17 protein-coding genes are annotated in these 17,922 nt (G+C 73.5%); 5 read left to right on the top strand and 12 right to left on the bottom strand.

What is annotated here, in order from left to right; translation table 11 throughout:
- Positions 1–18 precede the first annotated feature (18 nt).
- On the top strand, positions 19–444 hold the full coding sequence (locus tag ABT296_RS06885; RefSeq protein ID WP_351924025.1) for a hypothetical protein: 426 nt from the start codon (positions 19–21) through the stop codon (positions 442–444).
- 18 nt (positions 445–462) lie between these two features.
- Here ABT296_RS06885 and ABT296_RS06880 read toward each other — a convergent pair whose 3' ends face one another.
- The 4 genes from ABT296_RS06880 to ABT296_RS06865 form a co-directional block, all read right to left on the bottom strand.
- Positions 463–822, bottom strand: a complete 360-nt coding sequence (locus tag ABT296_RS06880; RefSeq protein WP_351924023.1) for an ArsR/SmtB family transcription factor — start codon at positions 820–822, stop codon at positions 463–465.
- A 206-nt stretch (positions 823–1,028) separates the two neighbouring features.
- Positions 1,029–1,403, bottom strand: coding sequence for a roadblock/LC7 domain-containing protein (locus ABT296_RS06875; protein ID WP_351924021.1), 375 nt, complete (start codon positions 1,401–1,403; stop codon positions 1,029–1,031).
- A gap of 234 nt (positions 1,404–1,637) precedes the next feature.
- Complete coding sequence (locus ABT296_RS06870; protein ID WP_351924019.1) at positions 1,638–3,680, bottom strand: ATP-binding protein; 2,043 nt, start codon at positions 3,678–3,680, stop codon at positions 1,638–1,640.
- 246 nt (positions 3,681–3,926) lie between these two features.
- Positions 3,927–4,760 carry a dienelactone hydrolase family protein gene (locus tag ABT296_RS06865; protein ID WP_351924017.1) on the bottom strand — a complete coding sequence of 278 codons (834 nt, stop codon included), beginning with the start codon at positions 4,758–4,760 and terminating at the stop codon, positions 3,927–3,929.
- A gap of 198 nt (positions 4,761–4,958) precedes the next feature.
- Here ABT296_RS06865 and ABT296_RS06860 point away from each other — a divergent pair, with 198 nt between their 5' ends.
- Positions 4,959–6,173 carry a low temperature requirement protein A gene (locus tag ABT296_RS06860; RefSeq protein WP_351924015.1) on the top strand — a complete coding sequence of 405 codons (1,215 nt, stop codon included), beginning with the start codon at positions 4,959–4,961 and terminating at the stop codon, positions 6,171–6,173.
- Positions 6,170–6,874, top strand: coding sequence for a polymer-forming cytoskeletal protein (locus ABT296_RS06855; RefSeq protein ID WP_351924013.1), 705 nt, complete (start codon positions 6,170–6,172; stop codon positions 6,872–6,874). The genes ABT296_RS06860 and ABT296_RS06855 overlap by 4 nt, the downstream gene beginning before the upstream one ends.
- On the opposite strand, the gene ABT296_RS06850 is transcribed toward ABT296_RS06855, so the two are convergent.
- Positions 6,871–7,626 (bottom strand): DUF429 domain-containing protein, encoded by a 756-nt coding sequence (locus ABT296_RS06850; RefSeq protein WP_351924011.1) that lies wholly within the window; start codon positions 7,624–7,626, stop codon positions 6,871–6,873. The two genes, ABT296_RS06855 and ABT296_RS06850, sit on opposite strands and share 4 nt — an antisense overlap.
- Positions 7,627–7,740: 114 nt before the next feature.
- On the opposite strand from ABT296_RS06850, the gene ABT296_RS06845 reads away from it, so the two are divergent.
- Positions 7,741–8,088 (top strand): DUF1330 domain-containing protein, encoded by a 348-nt coding sequence (locus ABT296_RS06845; protein ID WP_351924009.1) that lies wholly within the window; start codon positions 7,741–7,743, stop codon positions 8,086–8,088.
- 19 nt (positions 8,089–8,107) lie between these two features.
- On the opposite strand, the gene ABT296_RS06840 is transcribed toward ABT296_RS06845, so the two are convergent.
- The 7 genes from ABT296_RS06840 to ABT296_RS06810 form a co-directional block, all read right to left on the bottom strand.
- Positions 8,108–9,223 (bottom strand): LLM class flavin-dependent oxidoreductase, encoded by a 1,116-nt coding sequence (locus ABT296_RS06840; protein ID WP_351924007.1) that lies wholly within the window; start codon positions 9,221–9,223, stop codon positions 8,108–8,110.
- An 88-nt stretch (positions 9,224–9,311) separates the two neighbouring features.
- Entirely contained in the window at positions 9,312–10,328 is a 1,017-nt protein-coding gene (locus ABT296_RS06835; protein ID WP_351924005.1) for an LLM class F420-dependent oxidoreductase, read from the bottom strand.
- A complete protein-coding gene (locus ABT296_RS06830; RefSeq protein ID WP_351924003.1) occupies positions 10,325–11,974 on the bottom strand; it encodes an ABC transporter substrate-binding protein in 1,650 nt (549 codons plus the stop codon). The genes ABT296_RS06835 and ABT296_RS06830 overlap by 4 nt, the downstream gene beginning before the upstream one ends.
- Before the next feature lie 19 nt (positions 11,975–11,993).
- The gene (locus ABT296_RS06825) at positions 11,994–12,818 is read right to left on the bottom strand and encodes an ABC transporter ATP-binding protein (RefSeq protein WP_351924001.1); all 825 of its coding nucleotides are present in this window, start codon (positions 12,816–12,818) and stop codon (positions 11,994–11,996) included.
- Between the two features lie 83 nt (positions 12,819–12,901).
- Positions 12,902–13,705: an ABC transporter ATP-binding protein gene (locus ABT296_RS06820; protein ID WP_351923999.1), complete on the bottom strand. Its 804-nt coding sequence runs from the start codon at positions 13,703–13,705 to the stop codon at positions 12,902–12,904.
- Positions 13,702–14,550, bottom strand: a complete 849-nt coding sequence (locus ABT296_RS06815) for an ABC transporter permease (protein ID WP_351923997.1) — start codon at positions 14,548–14,550, stop codon at positions 13,702–13,704. Before ABT296_RS06815 ends, ABT296_RS06820 begins: the two co-directional genes overlap by 4 nt.
- The gene (locus ABT296_RS06810) at positions 14,547–15,497 is read right to left on the bottom strand and encodes an ABC transporter permease (protein WP_351923995.1); all 951 of its coding nucleotides are present in this window, start codon (positions 15,495–15,497) and stop codon (positions 14,547–14,549) included. The genes ABT296_RS06815 and ABT296_RS06810 overlap by 4 nt, the downstream gene beginning before the upstream one ends.
- Positions 15,498–16,174: 677 nt before the next feature.
- Here ABT296_RS06810 and ABT296_RS06805 point away from each other — a divergent pair.
- A complete protein-coding gene (locus ABT296_RS06805; protein ID WP_351923993.1) occupies positions 16,175–17,041 on the top strand; it encodes a response regulator transcription factor in 867 nt (288 codons plus the stop codon).
- Positions 17,042–17,922: the final 881 nt, after the last annotated feature.

Here is a 17,922-nt window from a genome sequence, read left to right as displayed (position 1 = left end):
CCCGCTGCACCTCGGGGCATGACGCTGGCCGACGCCGAGGAACTCCTCGGGCCGGGCAGGCCGCACCCCGCCATCCGTATGAAGGGGCCCGACATCGACGGCTACCCGTACGCGTGGGGCGGGCTCAAGCTGGACGTCACCCGGCGGGCGGTCAGCGGTATCCGGATCCAGCTGCGGCCGGGTTCGACCGTCGAGCTGCCCGCGCCGGTCCTGCCCGGTTCGGAGCCGGTCGAGGCCACGGTGGACCGCGAGGAACTCGTCCGGGCGCTGGACGCCGCGGGCTGTGAGCATCACGTCAACGACAGGCTCACCTTCGGCCGGCAATCGAGCATCCTCGCCCGTCCCGGCGACGTCTACGCCGTCTTCGGCCTCCCGGGCCGGGACGACGACGTACCTCACCGGGACCGTCCGTACCTCTCCGTGATGCGCACCTACGCACCCTGAAGCAGGCGCCGGGGCCGACTACCTCGTCGTGTGCAGGGTGGGCGGCGGCGAGTCGACCTGCTGCAGTTCGGTGAGGAGCTGGTTCTGGTTGGCGAGCAGCTCGGTGAGGATGCGGCGGGCCGCGCGCAGGAGTTCGGCGACATCGCCGCCGGCGAGCGCGTAGTTGACCGTGGAGCCCTCGCGCATGGACACGACGATGCCGGAGCGCCGCAGGACGGCGAGCTGCTGCGAGAGGCTGGACGGCTCGATCTCGATGTCGGCCAGCAGGTCCCGCACGGACACCGGTCCGTGCTGGAGGAGTTCCAGCACCCTGATGCGCACGGGGTGACCGAGCATGCGGAAGAACTCTGCCTTGACCTGGTAGAGGGGGGGCTGCATCGATGCTCGCTCCTGCTCGGTGGGGTGCACACCAGTCGCCGCGGTGCGGCGGCGTCGATCGGGACCGCCGCACCGCAGGCCGCCTTCTCGTCCGATCCTTCACGTCCCGGACTCGGCAGGAACGCACAATGGCACCATGCTGATCTGGTGACTTGAAAAATTCTTCACATCATGGGCATGGCCGGCCACTGGGTTCCCGAAGAAAGCTAGATCTCGATCTCCTCCTCCACGCGCTTGAGTTGGTGGCGGGCCATCGCCAGGTTGGAGTGGTCCTTGTCGAGGACGAGGTAGAGGAACAGTCCGTTGCCCCCGCGGCCGGTGAGCAGGCGGATCACGTGGTACTGGCGGTCCAGCGTGATCAGGATGTCCTTGATCTGGCCCTTGAGGCCGAGCTGCTCCATGGTGCGGACCTTGGCCCGGATGACGTCGGTGTTGCCCGCCGCGGCGATCGTCAGGTCGAGTTCCTTGCCCCCGCCGAGCGTCCCCAGCGCCATTCCGCTGGTGTAGTCGACGATCGCGGCCCCCATGGCCCCCTCGACCCCGGCCATCATCTCCTTCAGCGAAACTTCCACACTCGCCACTGCGCCTCCCATTGTGTGCCGTTGACTCCGCGGACCGGCACCGGCCGACCCGTCCCGGTGTGGGGGACCGTACGCACGCGACCGGGGCGCAAGGTGGAACTGTCCGGGAGTGGCGTCCGACGATTGGGTAGTTGCGTGGTCTGATCGTTTGGCGGACTGCATATGCCGGATAAATAGCCGACGTTGCAAGGGAGTTCACCGCGGTCCGAGGGAGGCTCCACGCGCTCCGCCCCTTCACTCCCCCGGCGGCGGGCCCCCTACCGACGCCCAGGCGAGCAGTGCCCGCGCGTCGAGGCCCGCGGCCTTCTCCAGGACGCCCGCGTACTCCGTCTCGCCGAGCCGGCCGGCGAGCCGTGCCTCGCACTCGTCGCGCAGCAGCGCCATCTCCGGCGTCCCCCGCTGCGGGTGGCCGACGCTCGCCCAGTACCGCAGCGCCGCGCCGAAGGCGTAGGCGGCCGACCGGTCCTCGCCCGCGTCGCACTGCGCGAGAGCCAGGACGTCCATGGCCATGGCGATCCCGAAGTCGTCCCCGATGAAGCGCTTGGCGGCCAGTACGGACCGTGCGTGCTCGACGGCGTCCTTCGCGTGCCCCTCCATGAGCGCGATCAGCGCCAGCTGATGGTCCAGATAGGAACGGGTCCAGTACTCCTGTGCCGCCACACAGACGCCACGGAGGTCGAGGGCCTCCCGCCGGGCCCGGTCGTGACTGCCGGTGGCGGTCAGCGCGAAGACACGGACGAGACGGCACATGGCGCTCGCGGCCGCCGGGCGGCCCTCGCCCGGGGTGCCGATGGTCCGCAGCGCCTCGTCGACGACCGTCAGCGCGGACAGGGGGCGGCCCTCCAGCAGGTGCAGCAGACCGCGCAGATAGGCCGCGGCGGCCAGGCCCACGAGATCACCGGAGTCCAGGGCCGCCCGCCTGCACTGCGCCTCCAGGGCCCTCGCCGCCTCGGGGTCGCCCTGCAACGTGCGCGCCACCCCCAGGCTCCACAGCCCCTGCGTCCGGATCTCCGCGGGGCAGTCCTTCGGCACCTGGGCGAACGCACGCTCCAGGTACTGCCGGGCCTCGTAGAGGTAACCGGAGCAGACCCAGAAGAAGGTGAGGTGTCCGACCATCCGCAGGGCCCGGACGGGGTCCGTGGTCAGCAGGCGGTCGGCGGCCAGGCGGACGTCGGCGTGGAGGAAGGAGATCCGTCCGTACCAGTCCCGCTGCCGGGGCCCGAACCACTCGGTGTGCGCCCGGTGGGTTTCGGCCAGTACGTGTTCGGCGTGGCGGTCGGCGGTCGGTTCCGTCTCCCCCAGCTCGGCCAGCCACATCCGGCCGTACTCCCGGACCGTGTCCAGCATCAGGTAGGTCCCGGCGCGCTCGGAGACGACGGACTTGTCGCACAGGGCGGCGAGGGCGTCGCCCATCCGGTCGGCGGTGAGCGGTCCGCCGCGGGCCACCGCCCGGGCCGTGTGCGCGTCGAAGCGGCCGGGGAGGTAGGACAGCCGCGCCCACAGCAACCGCTCCACGGGGGTGCACAGTTCGTGGCTCCAGCCGATGGTCGTACGCAGGGCGGCGTGCCGCGGCAGTCCGGTGCGCCGGGTGCTCGTCGGCAGGTCCACCGCCGCGCGCGGGCCCAGGCACAGTTCGGGCAGCGGCATGATCCTCAGTTGCGCGGCGGCGAGTTCCAGCGCGAGCGGCAGCCGGTCGAGACCGTCGCAGAGCGCCGTGGCCAGCCGCCGTTCCTCGTCCCCACGCAGCGGGTGTCCGGCCGCCTGAGCGCGGTCCGCGAACAGGGCGAGCGCCTCGTCGGTGGAGGCCGGGGGTTCCACCCGGACGACCGACTCCGCGCCGGTCCGCAAGGGCTCGCGGCTGGTGGCCAGGACGCGCAGGTTCGGGCACTCCGCCAGCAGGGCGTCCACCAGATCCCGGCAGCCGGCGAGGAGATGTTCGCAGGAGTCGAGGACGAGGAGGACCCGGCGTGGGCCCACCCATCCGCGGATCGCCTCCGTCGGCATGCGGGGCGTGTGGTCCTGGAGGTCGAGCGCGTCCGCGACGGTGGCCGCAAGATGGCCGGCGTTGCCCAGCGGTGCGAGATCCGCCCAGGCGATGCCCTCCCACCCACCCGGGGCCTCGGTGGCGGCGACCCGCCGGGCGAGCCGGGTCTTGCCCACTCCGCCCGGCCCCGTGAGCGTGACGAGGCCGGCGGCGGACAACTCCCGCCGGATCAAGGCGAGTTCGTCACCCCGACCCACGAAGGAGCTCTCATCGTCGGGAAGCGTCCTGTCCATCTCGCCATCTTCCCGCAGGAACCGGGCCCCCGGGCCCGATCCGGCAACGCCGAGCGGCACTGTCGCCGGGGCGGCTCCCGGAGCCGCCCCGGCGACAGTCGGCCGTACACCGAACGGGAGGATCACCCGATGTGAGCTGCGGTGCGAGGCAGTTGACGCGGCCGTCCCGGCGCGCGGACGCGGGGCGATGCGGCCTGTTCGAGGAGACGATCCGGCTGCTCGTCCCCGACTCCACCCACGGTGACGCTACGCCAGGTCGGGCGGCGTCAGCAGGCGGGTGCGGAAGTGGTCGAGTACCTGGTCGAGGGCCTGGCGGGTGGGCTGGCCGGGTTCGTCGATCAGGTGCTCGGTGAGGACCGAGTGCGGGGGCAGCAGGCCGGCGGGGTTCGCCGCGTCGTCGTCGAGTTCGATGCCGACGAACGCCGCGCCCAACTCCTCGCGCAGGCGCGCGAAGCGTTCGCCGGGCGAGACCCGGTCGCCGCGGAAGCGCAGGCCGAGCACGGTCAGGCCGCCCGACGCGCAGCGCTGGCGGACGACGTCCAGATCGCTCGGGGAGATGTCGAGGGACCCGCGCTTGCGCGCGGTGGCGGCGAGCGGGAGGGACGGCTGGCAGAGGACGGGCGCGAGGAGGCGCTCGTCGGTGGCCATGGCGAGGGCGTAGCCGCCGGTGAAGCACATGCCGAGGGCGCCGACGCCCGGACCGCCGCACCGCTCGTGCTCGTGGACCGCGAGGGCCCGCAGCCAGGTGACCACGGGTGAGGTGCGGCCCGCGGCGAGCGTGGTGAACTCGCGGCTGACGCAGATGTGGGCGAGCGCGCGCAGGCCGGTCGCGGCGGTTCCGGCCCACCCGTGGGCCTTGGGGTCGGGATCGCGTCCGGCGACACCGAACAGGTCCGGCACGACCACCGTGCAGCCGATGTCGCGGACCCGCCGCGCGAACCGGGCGACCTTGGGTGTGATCCCCGGGATCTCGGCCATGACGATCACGGCGGGCCCGGTGCCGGAGCGCAGGACGGCGTGCGACCGTCCCGCGTGCGTGAACGGCTCCCGGGTGAAGTCCGTCAGCGTGTCGTCGGTCATGCGTCCTCCCGCGTCCAGGCCGGTACTGGTCCCTGACAACGGAAGTGGACCCTACTCGCAAGTAGCCAAGGGCGCACCAGCCCCCGCCCGCCGTCCCCACGAGAGGGGAACACTTGTACGCAGCAACAGTCCCTGCCGGCCGCGGCCGGTGGGTTATCGTTCCGCCCGTGGCCAACGGGGAGGCCCAAAGGGGGAGTTGTGGGTACGAACAGCGAAGGACCACGGCTGGTCGCCACCGGGGGCGAGCACCGGGTGACACCGGCCGAGCTCTTCTTCGACCTGGTGTTCGTGTACGCGATCACTCAGGTCACGGCGCTGATGGCCGCCGATCCGAGCGGCCTGCGCCTGCTCGGCGGGATGGTCGCGCTGGCGCTGCTGTGGTGGTGCTGGTGCTGCTTCGCCTGGCTGGGCAACGTCGTACGGGCCGACTCCGGCGCGATGTTCACCGTGCTGGTCTCCGTCATGGCGGTCGTCCTGATCGTGTCGCTGACCGTGCCCGAGATCTACGACGACGCACCCGGCGGACTGCACGCCCCCCTGGTCTTCGTCCTGTGCTACGGCGCGGTCCGCGTCCTGCACCTGGTCACGTACTGGCTCTCCGACCCCGCCGACCGGGGACTGCACCGCGCCCTGCGCCGTATCGCCCTGATCTCGGTGGCACCGCCCTTCGCCCTGCTCCTCGTCGGCGCGGCCTTCACCGGCACCACGCAGGTCCTGATCTGGCTCGCCGCCGTGGTCATCGACTACCTGGGCATCTTCGTCACCGGAAAGTCGGGCTGGCGGGTCGCCTCACCGGGCCACTTCGCCGAACGCCACGGCCTGATCGTCATCATCGCCCTCGGCGAGTCGATCGTCGCCATCGGCGTCGGTGTCTCCGGCTACGCGCTGAGCACGCCGGTCGTGGCCGGTGCCGCCCTGGGCCTGCTCATCTCCGCGGGCCTGTGGCGCCTGTACTTCCGGCAGTTGGCCGAACCGGCCGAGCACCGGCTGACGGCGGCGGCCGGCGACGACCGCACCCGGCTGGCCCGTGACGCGTACACCTTCCTCCACCTTCCCCTGGTGGCCGGGATCGTCGTCACCGCCCTCGGCATGAAGAAGTCCCTCACCCAGATCGCCGACACCGGCCACTACGACCTGGCCGAACCCCTGCACGGTGTGGTCGCGTGGGCGCTGCCCGGCGGCGTCGGGGTGTTCCTCCTCGCCTCGGCCGCGTTCCTCCTGCGGACCGCGAACCGCCGCTCCCCGCTCCTCCTCGGCGCAGGGGCCCTCTGCCTCGTCGCCGGACCCGCGGTCGCCCTGGTCCCCTCACTCGTCGCGCTGGCCTCACTGGCCGCACTCGTGACCGCGCTGGTCCTCGTCCAGGACAGCACCACCCGCCCCCGTCCGACGGCCGTCGGCACCCCGCACGCGTGAGTCAAGAAGGAAGTGAGTCGGTGGCCGACCTCTACGACATCCTCGACGTGCGGGACGCCGAGGCCCGGTTCGGCGTCTCCGAGCACGTCGACTACCCGTTCCAGGAGTACGGCGACGAGCAGGAGACCCGCCACTACGCGGGCGGCCTGCGGATCGACGGTGACCTCACGTCCGACACCGACGAGGACGACTTCTGCCTGGCCAACGTGATCGTCGACGGCGATCTCGTGGTCGACGGCAACCTGGAGTGGATCGACGAGGGGTCCGGCAGCTTCCTGCTCGTCACCGGCGACCTGCGGGCCCGCAACCTGATCCTGCGCGGGAACCCGTCCGTCGTCGTGCTCGGCGACCTGAGCGTGGAGGGCACGCTCCTCGGTCACCTGGGCGACGACGGCGGTTACCTCACCGTCCTCGGCGGCACGCGGGCGGAGATCGTGCTCCTGCTGAACGACTTCCGGCTGCGCGCCTGCGAACGGCCCCGGGCCGTCCTGGCGGGGGCGCCCGGCCTCTTCCCGCACCCGGTCGACATCAGCGACCGGGGCGTGGACACCGACGGCGAGGACATGCTCGGCGAGCTGCTCCTGCCGGAACTGGTCGACGAGGGGCAGGGCGTGGACAACCGGAAGGTCGAAGCAGCGGTGCGGAGCGGACGGCCGCTCTTCCGTGAGGACACGGATCGGGCAGGCCCGCCTCGCCGCTAGGCCGCGCGGGCGGGCTCGTGCGGCAGCAGGGGGAGCGAGCCCGGGTCCGGCAGGTGGATCCAGCCCTCGGTGCGGGCGAGGCCGAGGTCCGTCGAACCGGGCCGCCCGGTGAGACCGCAGGCCACCGCCCGGGCCGTCAGCGCGCACACCAGCGCGTCGAAGGCGTGCTCGCTCGCGTCGTAGGCGCGGGCCGTCGGCTCGTCGCAGCGCAGCCAGGGCGCGGCGGCGAGCAGGGTGTCCATGCTGCGGGGGCGGTCCAGAAGCTCCCAGCGGTACCGGGACGCCTTCGGGTACACCTCGGCGATCCGTCCGCCTCCGGTCCTGTCGACGTGGACGCCGCGGCGGTTGAGCTCGTCCTCCAGATGGGCCCACCGCGCGACCATGGCGCCGATACGGTCGAAGGGCGCGGGGAGGGGTGCCTGGACCGGGTGGATGCGGTCGCGCACGATCCGGTCCGTGAGCCGGTGGCGCAGGTGGTCCTTGCGGTACCGCTCGCTGTCCTGGCCGCGGCCGGGCCACGGCTCCCCGGCGAGGTGCGCGCCGACCGCGCGCACGAACTCGGCCGGCCAGCCGAACGGCGTGTCGACGCCGGCCCGGTCCTCGCGACGCAGCGCGGCCAGTTCGTCGAGGAGGGTGTCGTCGGTGCACTTGAGTGCGGGCGGGCCGACCGTGGCCCGCCCGTCCGTCCAGTCCACCACGGACATCGCCGTCTTCGTACGGTCGGCTGACAGGTCGATTCCCAGGGTGCGCACGCCGCCCATGGTGACAGGCCCATTACCCGCCGGGTAATCGCGCCCGTCCCCCGCTCCCGGCTACGTTCCGCTGGTCGCCGACCTCCGGGAACGACGGAACGAAGGAGCCCCGTAATGACCGCCTACGGTTTCGCCCATCTCCGCGGCCGCCGTCATCACGCCGACATCATCGAGTACCTGGAGCGCATCCAGGCCACCCTCGACCCCTTCGCGGGCCGCTTCGTCATCCACGGCCCGCCCAGCGAGGTGGTGGAGGGCACCTGGAACGGCAGCATGGTGCTGATCGAGTTCCCTGGGCTGGCGCAGGCCCGCGCCTGGTACGACTCCCCCGCCTACCGGGACATCCTGCGGCTGCGCACCGATCACATCGAGGGCGACGTGCTGCTGATCGAGGGCGTCGGACCGGACTACGACCCGACCGAACGGGCCGGCAAGCTGCGCGCCGAGGCCCAGCCGACCTGATAGCCGAGGCGCCGTGGACTCACCACCCGCGTCTGGCCGGGGTGGCGCGGCGGGGGGACGGAATGTACGCGGCGCGGAGCCTGGTGATCAGGTCGCGGCGCAGGGCGCGGTCCTGTTCCGTCTCCACCGGCATGTCGAGCTGGACGATTCCGACGCCCGACGTGCGCAGCAGGCCGATGCGGGCGGCGACGGTGGCGGGTGAGCCGACGTAGGCCGCGGCGAGGGTCCGGCCGACGTAGGCGGAGAGCTGGCCCGGGTCGTCGTCCGGCGCGGTGCCGGTCCGGCCACGCTCCCGGTCGCGGTCCAACTGGACTGCGTCCAGGCGGTGTTGGGCCAGGGGGTCCGTGGCGAGGCGTACCGCTTCGTGGCGGATGCGGCGGGCGCGCGCCTCGGCCTCCTCGTCGGTGGCGGCCGTGACGACGGTGACGTGGCGCCAGATGCGCAGGCTTCTGCCGTGTGCGGCGGCCGCCGCCCGGGCCTGTGCGATGTGCCGGCGGGTGGCGGTGAGCGGCAGGGTGGGGACGGCGTACACCTCCGCGTGGCGGGCGGCGATGTCGAGGCCGGCCGGGGACGAGCCGCCGAAGGAGAGGAGTTCGGCGCGCGGCTTCGGGACGAGGCCCGAGCGGGCTCCGCGTACGGTGTAGAACTCGCCGTCGTGGTCGAAGTCCTGCCGACCGGTGAGGGTGCGCCGGAAGATCTCCACGTACTCGCCGGCCCTGCGGTACCTCGTCTCCTTGTCCAGCAGGTCACCGTCGCGTGCGACGTCGACGTCGCTGGATCCGACGATGAGGTGGGCGGCCGCGCGGCCCCCGGACAGCCGGTCCAGGGTGGCGAGGGAGCGGGCGGCGACGGTGGGTGAGGTGGTGCCGACGCGGTGGGCCACGGCGATCCGCAGGTGCTGCGTGGCCGCCAGGGCCCAGCCGGCGACCAGCCACGGGTCGGGCCAGGAACTCGACTGCACGACGAGGGAGCTGTCCAGTCCGTCCTGCTCGTTCTCGCGGGCCGTGCGCGCGATGTGCTCCGGGTCCGCGTCGCGCTCGCGCGGGTCGGGGACGTAGCGGAGCACTTGGCGTTCCTCGGCGGTGGCGCCGGGGACGGGTGCGGCGCGGACACCGCCTCGCAGGTCGAGTTCCATCCGGATACCTCCAAGGGGGTGTGGGGCGGGGAGCCGCCACGGAAGGCGGCGGCTCCCCGTGCCGGGTGGACGAAGGGGCCGGGACGGTTCAGGCGGCGGCCGGGCCCAGCCGGGTCAGGGTGTCGAGGACCTTGGCCCGGCTGACGAACGTCTCGGGTGGCAGGGACACGTACAGCTGGATGGTGGTCACTCCCGGGCGGTGGTAGCGGAGGATCTTCTCCCGGCACTCCTCCGGAGAGCCGCTGATGAAGAGCCGGTCGACGACCTCGTCGGGGAGGGCCTTCTGCGCCCCGTCGGCGTCGCCGTCGGCCCACCGCTCATGGCACTCGCGCAGCAGTTCGCCGTTGCCGAGCCATTCGTGGAACTTGCGGTAGGGCTCGCGGTTGAGGATCCAGGCGAGGAAGGGGCGGGTGGCGCGGTGGGCGTAGTCGGTGTCCTCGGTGGGGCAGACGAACACCTTGACGACGAGTTCCTTGCCGGGCGGCTGCGGCCCGACCGCGTCGAGGATCTTCGGTACGTCCTCGGGGAAGAGCAGGTTGGTGATGGCCCCGTCGCCCTCCCGGAAGCCGAGGCGCAGCATGCCGGGCCGCAGGGCGCCGAGGATGACCTTGACCGGGTCCTGGGGCGGATGCGGCAGGCGGTAGCCGGTGATGGAGAAGGTGTCGAAGTCACCCGCGATGTGTTCGCCGCGCAGCGCCCGGGTCACGAACCGCAGCACGTCCCGGGTCCGTTTGTAGGGCTCGTCGAACGGGATGCCGTTGATGTCGGTGACGTGCGCGGGTACCGACGCGCCGATGCCCAGCAGGAGCCGTCCGGGGGCGAGTTGGGCGAGTGTCGCGGCGGTCTGGGCGAGGACGGCGGGGCCGCGGGTCTGCACGGGGACGATACCGGTGGCGATGCGCAGGTTCGGGGACCAGGCGGCGACGGTGGCCAGGGGGGTGAAGGCGTCGGTGCCGCCGCCCTCCGCGCTCCACACGTCGGTGTAGCCGAGGTCCGCGAGCCGCTCGACGAGGAAGCGGTGCCGGTCGATGGTCAGTCCGGGCAGCGGCAGGGTGAGGCCCCACTTGGGGGGCGCGCCGGGCGCGGGCGCGTGGGAGACGGTCACCGGTCCACCCGTACGGTCGTGAGGTCGATGAACCAGGACTGCGGCTGCACGAGGCCGTGCACCTTCGGGGAGATCGCCCTGGGATTGCGGTCGTTGACGACGAACAGCCACGGGGCGTCCTCGGTGACCAGCTTCAGCGCCTCGGTGTAGTCCGCCTCGCGGGCGGCCCGGTCGGTGGCGGTGCCGGCGGAGGCGAGCAGCTTGTCGACCTTCGGGTTGCTGTAGTGGCCGGTCCAGAAGGGGCTGTCGGTGCCGATGAACAGCGGCAGCAGCGCCTCCGACTGGAACAGGGTGGTCGACTGGGCGATGGCCTGGGAGTCGCGGGCCACCTCGCCCTTCGCCTCGGCGGCGATCAGCGTCGACCAGTCCGTGGTGCGGATCTCGGCCTTGATGCCGACGGCGGCCAGGTCGCGCTGGACGGCCTCCGCGATCGGCACCGGGATGAGGTTTCCGGAACCGCCGGTGGGGACGGTGACCGAGGTGGAGAAGCCCTTGGCGTAGCCGGCGTCGGCGAGGAGTTCCCGGGCCTTGGCGGGGTCGTGGCCGTAGGTGTCGTTGGCCGGGTCGTAGGCGAAGGTGCCGTCGGGAGCGGCCTGTTCGGCGGGGGCGGCGGTGCCGTGGAGGAGGTTCTCGGCGATGGCCTCGCGGTCGATGGCGTAGTTGGCGGCCCTGCGGACCCGGGGGTCCTTCCAGGGGCCGGCGGTGGTGTCGAGGATCCAGTACCAGAGGTGGTCGTAGTTGTTGGTGACGACCTTCAGTCCGTCGGACTCCAGGCTCGGGATGTCGTCGGGGTTGGGGTACTCGATCCAGTTGACGGCGCCCGAGCGCAGGGCCGCGGTGCGGGCGGCGGGGTCGGGCAGCGCCTTGACGACGAGCTTGTCGAGCTTGGGCGCGCCGCGCCAGTAGCCGTCGAAGCGCGCGAGTTCGATCTGCTCGCCGGTCTGCTGCCGGACGAAGCGGAAGGGGCCGGTGCCCACGGGGTGCTCGGAGAAGTCCGCGGAGCCGGTCTTCTTCACGGCGGTGGGGCTGGCGATCAGGACGTGGGCGAGGTCCTGCGGGAAGTGCCCGTTGGGTTGGTCGGTGACGAGTCGGACGCGGTCGTCGGAGAGCTTGGTGTACTCGGTGATGCCGCCCGCGTACTCCCCCGCCGCCGCGCCGAGGGCGTCGGTGTACTGGGGGCTCTTCTTGTTCAGGTAGCGGTCGAGGTTGAACAGGACTGCGTCGGCGTCGAAGGGGGTGCCGTCGTGGAACTTGACGCCCTTGCGGAGGGTGAAGGTCCAGGTCCTGTCGTCGTCGGCGACCTTCCAGGAGGTGGCGAGCGCCCCGGTGATGGGGGCGGGGCCGTCGGTCTTGGACAGGTCGTAGCGGGTGAGGCCCTCGTAGAGCTGGAAGCTGACGAGCCGCTTGCCCTCGAATCCGGCGCCGCCGATGACGGTGTCGGGGTTGGGGAGTTTGCCGGTCGCGCCGATGACGAGGGTGCCGCCGGTCCTGGCGCCGCCGGCGCTGTCGTCGGCGGCGGTGCCGGTGCCGCAGCCGGTGGCGGCGAACGGCAGCAGCAGTACGGCGGCCAGGCCGAGCGTGCGCAGGGAGGTGTGCCGTCGGCCGCGGGCGGTGGGGCGGTCGGTTGGTCGCTGATGGTGCGTCATGGGTTCCTCGTCGTTCACTTCAGGGGGCGGACGGCTCACCGACGGGTGCCGGATGGCCGGCGGGGGCCGGTGGGGCGGGTTCGGGGCTGCCGCCGCCGTCGGCGGCGAGCAGGGCGCGGGTGTAGGGGTGGCGGGGTGCGCGCCACAGGCCGCTCGTGGTGTTCTCCTCGACGACGCGGCCCTGGCGCAGGACCACGACGTGGTGGGCGAGGTGCCGCACCACGGCCAGGTCGTGCGAGATGAACAGGTAGGCCAGGCCCAGGCGTTCCTGGAGTTCGCCGAGCAGGTCCAGGACGCGGGCCTGGACGGTCGCGTCGAGGGCGGAGGTCGGCTCGTCGCACACGACGAGTTCGGGTCCGGTGGCCAGGGCGCGGGCGATGGCGACGCGCTGGACCTGTCCGCCGGACAGCTGGTGCGGGTGGCGGCGGGCCAGGGCGGGGTCCAGGCCGACCTGGCGGAAGAGTTCGGCCACCCGCTCGGGGCGTTCGGCGCGGGGTGTGCCGTGGACGCGCAGGGCGAAGGCGACCGCTTCCCCGGCCCGCAGGGCGGGGTTGAGGGAGCCCCGCGGCTGCTGGGGCACCAGTTGCAGCCGGCCCCGGGCCCGCCGGCCGGCCCGGCCGCGCAGGCGGTGGGGGTTATGGCCGTCGAAGCGGACGGTGCCGGTGTCCGGGGTGATCAGTCCGAGGGCGAGCCGGGCCAGGGTGGACTTCCCGGAGCCCGACTCACCGACCAGGCCGACCGTCCGGCCGGCCGGCACCCGCAGGGTGACGCCGTCGAGGGCGAGGGTGCCCTGGCGGTAGCGCTTGGAGACGTCGTCGACGGCGAGCAGGCCGTCCTGGGTCATCGGAGCCCTCCCTTCGCCGCGGGCCGTGAGGGCGGCGGGCCCGCGCCGAGTGCCCGTTGCCTCGTGCGGCGTCGGAGCGGCTGTCATCGGGGACCTCCCGGCTGCGCGGCCACCAGTTCGGCGGCGTAGGGATGGCTGGGCGCGGTCAGGAGTTGTCCGACGGGGCCGGTCTCGACGATCCGCCCGGCGCGCATCACCGCCACGCGGTCTGCGATCCGTCGGGCGACGGCGATGTCGTGCGTGACCATGAGCAGGGCGATCCCCTTCTCGGTGAGCAGGCCGGCGAACAGGTCGAGGACACGGGCGCGGACCAGGGCGTCCAGCGCGGTGGTGGGTTCGTCGGCGATCAGCAGGCCCGGGGCGCAGGCGAGGGCCAGGGCGATGACGGCGCGCTGCCGCTGTCCGCCGGAGAGCTGGTGGGGGTGGCTGCGGGCGACCCGGGCGGGCTCGGTGATGCCGGCCTCCTCCAGGAGCGCGGGCGCGGCCAGCCGGGCGGTGCGGCGGCTGTCGGCGACGCGGTGGCGCAGGAGCACCTCGGCGATCTGGGCGCCCACCTTCCGCAGCGGGTCGAGTCCGGCGTCGGGGTCCTGGGGGACGTAGCCGACGCGTCGGCCGCGTACGTCGGACAGGGCACGCTCGTCGAGGGTGAGGAGGTCGGTGCCGGACAGGCGGACGGCGCCCCGCACCCGGGCGCCGTGGCCGGGCAGTCCGAGGACGGTGCGGGCGAGGGTCGACTTGCCGCTGCCGGACTCGCCGAGCAGCACCAGAGCCTCGCCGGGCGCGACGGTCAGCGACACCCCGTCCACGGCTCGTACGTCGCCGCCGGGCGTGCTGTGGGTGACCGTCAGGTCCTGGACGTCGAGGTGTTCCGGGGCGCGGGCGGTCATCGTCCGTCTCCCGAGGTCAGGGCGCGGCCGGCGCCGGTCCCGCGGCGCAGGGCCTCGCCGAGCGCGTTGAACACCACGGAGACGACGAGGATGGTGACCGCGGGCAGGACGGCGACCTCGGGGTGGGTCAGCAGGGCGGGCCGCAGTTCGTCGAGCATGGCGCCCCATTCGGCGGCGGGCGGGGGCACGCCGAGGCCGAGGAAGGACAGCCCGGCGGCGTAGACGATGGCGAGTCCGACCAGGGAGGAGGAGTAGACGAGCAGGACGGGTGCGAGGACCGGGACGACCTGGCGCAGGGCGACGCTCGCCCAGCCGGCCCCGGAGACGCGGGCGGCCTCCAGGTAGGCGGCGGTGCGGATACGGCGTACCTCGGTGAAGGCGACCCGGGTGACCGCCGGGGTGAGGACGACCGACAGGGAGACGACGGTGGCGTACAGGCCGGGCTCCATCACGGTGGCGACGGTGATGGCCAGCAGGACGCCCGGGAAGGCGTAGAGGACGTCCAGGGTGCGCAGCAGGGCGTGTTCGGTGGGGCGTCCGCCGAGTCCGGCGGCGATGCCGAGCAGCGCTCCGGCGACGGTGGCGACGGCGACGGGGAGGAACCCGCCCAGCAGGGAGGGTCCGGCGGCGGCGAGCAGCCGGCTGAGCACGTCGCGGCCCTGGGAGTCGGTGCCCAGGAGGTGGCCGGGGCTGCCCGGTGGCAGCAGCCGGTCGCGCAGGCTGCCGGCGTCGGGGGCGTCCGGCGCGAGCAGCGGACCCGCGACGGCCAGGACGAGCAGGACGGCCGCGAGGAACGCCGGTACCAGCAGCCCGGGGCGGCGCCAGTGCCTGGGTACGCGGTTCACAGGGCACCCCGCAGCCGGGGGTCGACGAGGGCGTGGACGGTGTCGACGACGATGTTGACGCCGACGAAGGCGACCGCGACCAGGAGCACGCCCGCCTGGATCAGCGGCAGGTCCCGGGCGCTGAGCGCGTCGTACAGCAGTCGGCCGACGCCGGGCCAGGCGAACAGGGTCTCCACGAAGACCACGCCCTCCAGCAGATAGGCCAGTTGGAGTCCGCCGATGGTGAGCAGGGCGGGCGAGGCGTTGTGGACGCAGTGCCGCAGGACGGCGGGGCGGCGCAGTCCCCGGGCGCGCAGTCCGTCGGCGAGGTCGGAGCGCAGGACGTCCTCCAGGGCGGCGCCGAAGACACGGGCGGTCAGGCCGAGCGGGACGAGGGCGGCCGCCACGGCGGGCAGCACGAGGTGGTGCAGCCGGTCTCCGGTGCCGCCCTGGGTGAACAGGTCCTGGGTGCCGCCGGCGGGGAACCAGCGCAGGGTGACGGCGAAGACGGCGATGAGCAGCAGCGCCACCGAGTACTGCGGGGCGGAGACGGCGAGCGTGCTCAGGGCGCGGGACAGACGGCGCGGGCCGCCGTCGGGGCGGGCGGCGCCGAGCGCGCCGAGGAGGGTGCCGCCGGTGAGGACGAGGAGGAAGGAGGCGCCGGCGAGGGCGAGGGTCTGCCCCAGCGCGGGCAACAGCAGTTCCACGACCGGCCGTTGGGCGGAGATGGACACCCCGAGGTCGCCCTGGACGGCGTGCCAGAGCCAGCGCGCGTACCGCTCGGGCAGCGGTTCGCCCAGACCGAGCCGTTCGGCGAGCTGCTGCCGTGCCTCGGCGGGCGCGCCGGGACCGAGCAGCGCGGCCACCGGGTCGCCCGGGACGAGGGCGACGGCGGCGAAGACGACGACGGTGACGCCCAGGATCGTCGGCACGGCGAGCAGCAGCCGTCGTGCGAGGTACCGCCTCATCCGTCGGCCTCCCGGCGCGCGGCGCCGGACGGTCCGGCGGGCGGGCGTGGGTGGGCGGTCATGCGGGCTTCCTTCCTGGGGGTCGTGCGCGGTGCGGGGCGACGCGGCGGTCGCGGACCGGTGGGAACCGGCCGGGTGCGGGAGGTCACCCCTGGCCGTGGGCAGCGCGCCGAACGGAGCCCCGGGAGGCCCGCGGTCGCTGTGACGGAAGCGTGCGGGAGCGCAACGGGCCGTAACCAGCCAGGTGTTGATGCTGATACCTGCGGTCATAGGATCCGCAGTACGGAATACACGGTTCCCTCATATGCGCTTGATCCGGCCATTGTTGACCCCCGATGACGGGCCGAATTAGGCTGGATACATGGTCAAACGGCGAACCGACTTCACCCTGGTCGGTATCGGCGGCTCGTGGCACCGAAGGTGTTTCGACGAGTCCTGTCGCCCGTGTGCCGGGCGCTGACGGACGGGTCGTCCGTCCCAGGCGCCTCCCTCCGTCCAGGCCCGGTTCCGCCGTCAGCCTCCTCCGCCCCGCTGGCCGCTCGCCGGGCCCGGGACGGGTGGCGCGCCCCCGGGTACGAGCTCGCCGCCGGGCACCGCCCCGGCCCCGCCGAGGGGAACCACACGTGAAGACCGACCATCACATACGTTCGAACTCCCCTCGCGCCAGGGAGTGCACGGTGACGACGCTGCCCGCCGCGGTCGGGGCCGGCGACCCGCGCGCCCTGCACGTGGAGATCGACAATCCGCTCGACATGATCGCCGGGCACCAGTTGCTGAGCGACGCCGAGGACCGGCCGCCCGGGCAGTCGCCGGCCCGGCGCCGGTGGGCACCGGCCGGCTGCGACTGCGGTCACCCCGCCTGCGCCGGACCGGGCGTGCACCCGGCCGCGCCCGTGGTGCGGGTCTTCCTCGCCGAACGCCATCCGGTGGCGAGCGCGGGGCTGCGCAGCGTCCTGAACGCGGACCCGGACATGGCGGTCGTCGGCAGCTCCGGGGATCCGCTGCGGCTCGCGGACACCCTGCGCCGGGTACGGCCCGACGTGGTCCTGCTGGGGCGGGGCGGATCACTGGCGGAGGATCTGGCGCTGCTGGCCCGGCTGCGGGCGCCGGACGTGGTGCCGGAGGCCCGCTTCCTGCTGCTGCGCCGGGCCGAGAGCACGGCGGAGGCGAGCCGGATGGTGCTGGCCGGCGCGAGCGGCTGCTTCCCGCTGGACCTGCCCGAGGACCGGATCATCAAGGCGGTCGGTATCGCCGGCGCCGGCGGCACGGTGTTCCTGCCGGCTCCCCCGGCGGCCCGGGTGACGGTGGCGGGCCCGGCCCCGGAGGTCGCCGAGCCGCTGCCGCAGCACTGCGGTCTGACCCATCGGGAGGGCGAGGTGCTGTCCCAGCTCGCCGCCGGGCTCAGCAACGCCGAGATCGGGCGCGAACTGGCACTGGCCGAGGCCACGGTGAAGAAGCACCTGACCAGCGCCATGCGGAAGATCGGCCAGTCCGACCGGCTGAGGGCGGCGCTGTACGCCCACCGGCACGGGCTGGCCGGCTGACGCCGCGGCGCACGGGGGCGGGGGCGGGGGCTCGGTCTCGCGGGGCGAGCAGGGTCGGGGCGGGCCTTCGGTCGTGCGGGCCGACCAGGAACGGTGCCGGGGCGGTGACTTCGGTCCTGCGGGCCAGGCCAAGTCCGTTGCCGGGACGGTGACTTCAGTCCTGCGGGCCAGGCCAAGTCCGTTGCCGGGACGGTGACTTCAGTCCTGCGGGCCAGGCCAAGTCCGATGCCGAGCCCTCGGTCGCACGCGCCGACCATGACCGGGGCTGGGCCTTCGGCCCCAGGTACCGACCAGGTCCGGCGCCGGGCCCTCGGTCCCACTACCCCGGGCCCGGGGTGCCCGACCCCCGGGCCCACGCCGACCAGAACCGGAGCGCCCGGATGCCTAGGCCCGCCGTCGAAGCGTCGGCCGGCACGGCTGAGGACGCGGCCGGCACCGCTGAGAGCGCGGCCCGACTCCGAGAACTCGTCCCGCCGAGCAGGCCCCGGTGCCGTTTCCGGTTGCCGGCGAGGGCTGCCCCGGTGCGGCTCCGAGCTGTCGGCGAGGGAACCCCTGGGGGCGGTTCCGGACTGTCCGGGAGGGGCGGCACCGGTGCCTCCGAACCACCCGCAAAGACAACCCCCGACGCCACACCGACCCACCCGCAAGGACAACCCCCGGTGCCACACCCACCCACCCGCAACGACAACCCCCGGCGCCACACCCACCCACCCCCAAGACCAACCCCCACGCCGATCAGCACCGCCCGCAAGGGCGACCTTCGGAGTAGTCCCCTTACCCCGAAGGTCGCCACCGGTGCCGCCCTTAGGGGCTACTGCCGAGGTCAGCGGCTCCATAGCGTTGCCGGACGACAGGCCCCACCCGATCCGCTCCCCACCACG

Source organism: Streptomyces sp. NPDC000983 (assembly GCF_040299205.1).
Lineage (GTDB): Bacteria > Actinomycetota > Actinomycetes > Streptomycetales > Streptomycetaceae > Streptomyces.
Note: the sequence above shows the minus strand (reverse complement) of the source record. Positions and strands in the feature narration are given on the sequence as shown.

Bases quoted from the DNA above. Each gene is read 5' to 3' on its own strand.
- ABT296_RS06885 (WP_351924025.1), top strand. From the start codon at position 19: ATGACGCTGGCCGACGCCGAGGAACTCCTCGGGCCGGGCAGGCCGCAC.
- ABT296_RS06880 (WP_351924023.1), bottom strand. From the start codon at position 822: ATGCAGCCCCCCCTCTACCAGGTCAAGGCAGAGTTCTTCCGCATGCTC.
- ABT296_RS06870 (WP_351924019.1), bottom strand. From the start codon at position 3,680: ATGGACAGGACGCTTCCCGACGATGAGAGCTCCTTCGTGGGTCGGGGT.
- ABT296_RS06865 (WP_351924017.1), bottom strand. From the start codon at position 4,760: ATGACCGACGACACGCTGACGGACTTCACCCGGGAGCCGTTCACGCAC.
- ABT296_RS06845 (WP_351924009.1), top strand. From the start codon at position 7,741: ATGACCGCCTACGGTTTCGCCCATCTCCGCGGCCGCCGTCATCACGCC.
- ABT296_RS06840 (WP_351924007.1), bottom strand. From the start codon at position 9,223: ATGGAACTCGACCTGCGAGGCGGTGTCCGCGCCGCACCCGTCCCCGGC.
- ABT296_RS06830 (WP_351924003.1), bottom strand. From the start codon at position 11,974: ATGACGCACCATCAGCGACCAACCGACCGCCCCACCGCCCGCGGCCGA.
- ABT296_RS06825 (WP_351924001.1), bottom strand. From the start codon at position 12,818: ATGACCCAGGACGGCCTGCTCGCCGTCGACGACGTCTCCAAGCGCTAC.
- ABT296_RS06820 (WP_351923999.1), bottom strand. From the start codon at position 13,705: ATGACCGCCCGCGCCCCGGAACACCTCGACGTCCAGGACCTGACGGTC.
- ABT296_RS06810 (WP_351923995.1), bottom strand. From the start codon at position 15,497: ATGAGGCGGTACCTCGCACGACGGCTGCTGCTCGCCGTGCCGACGATC.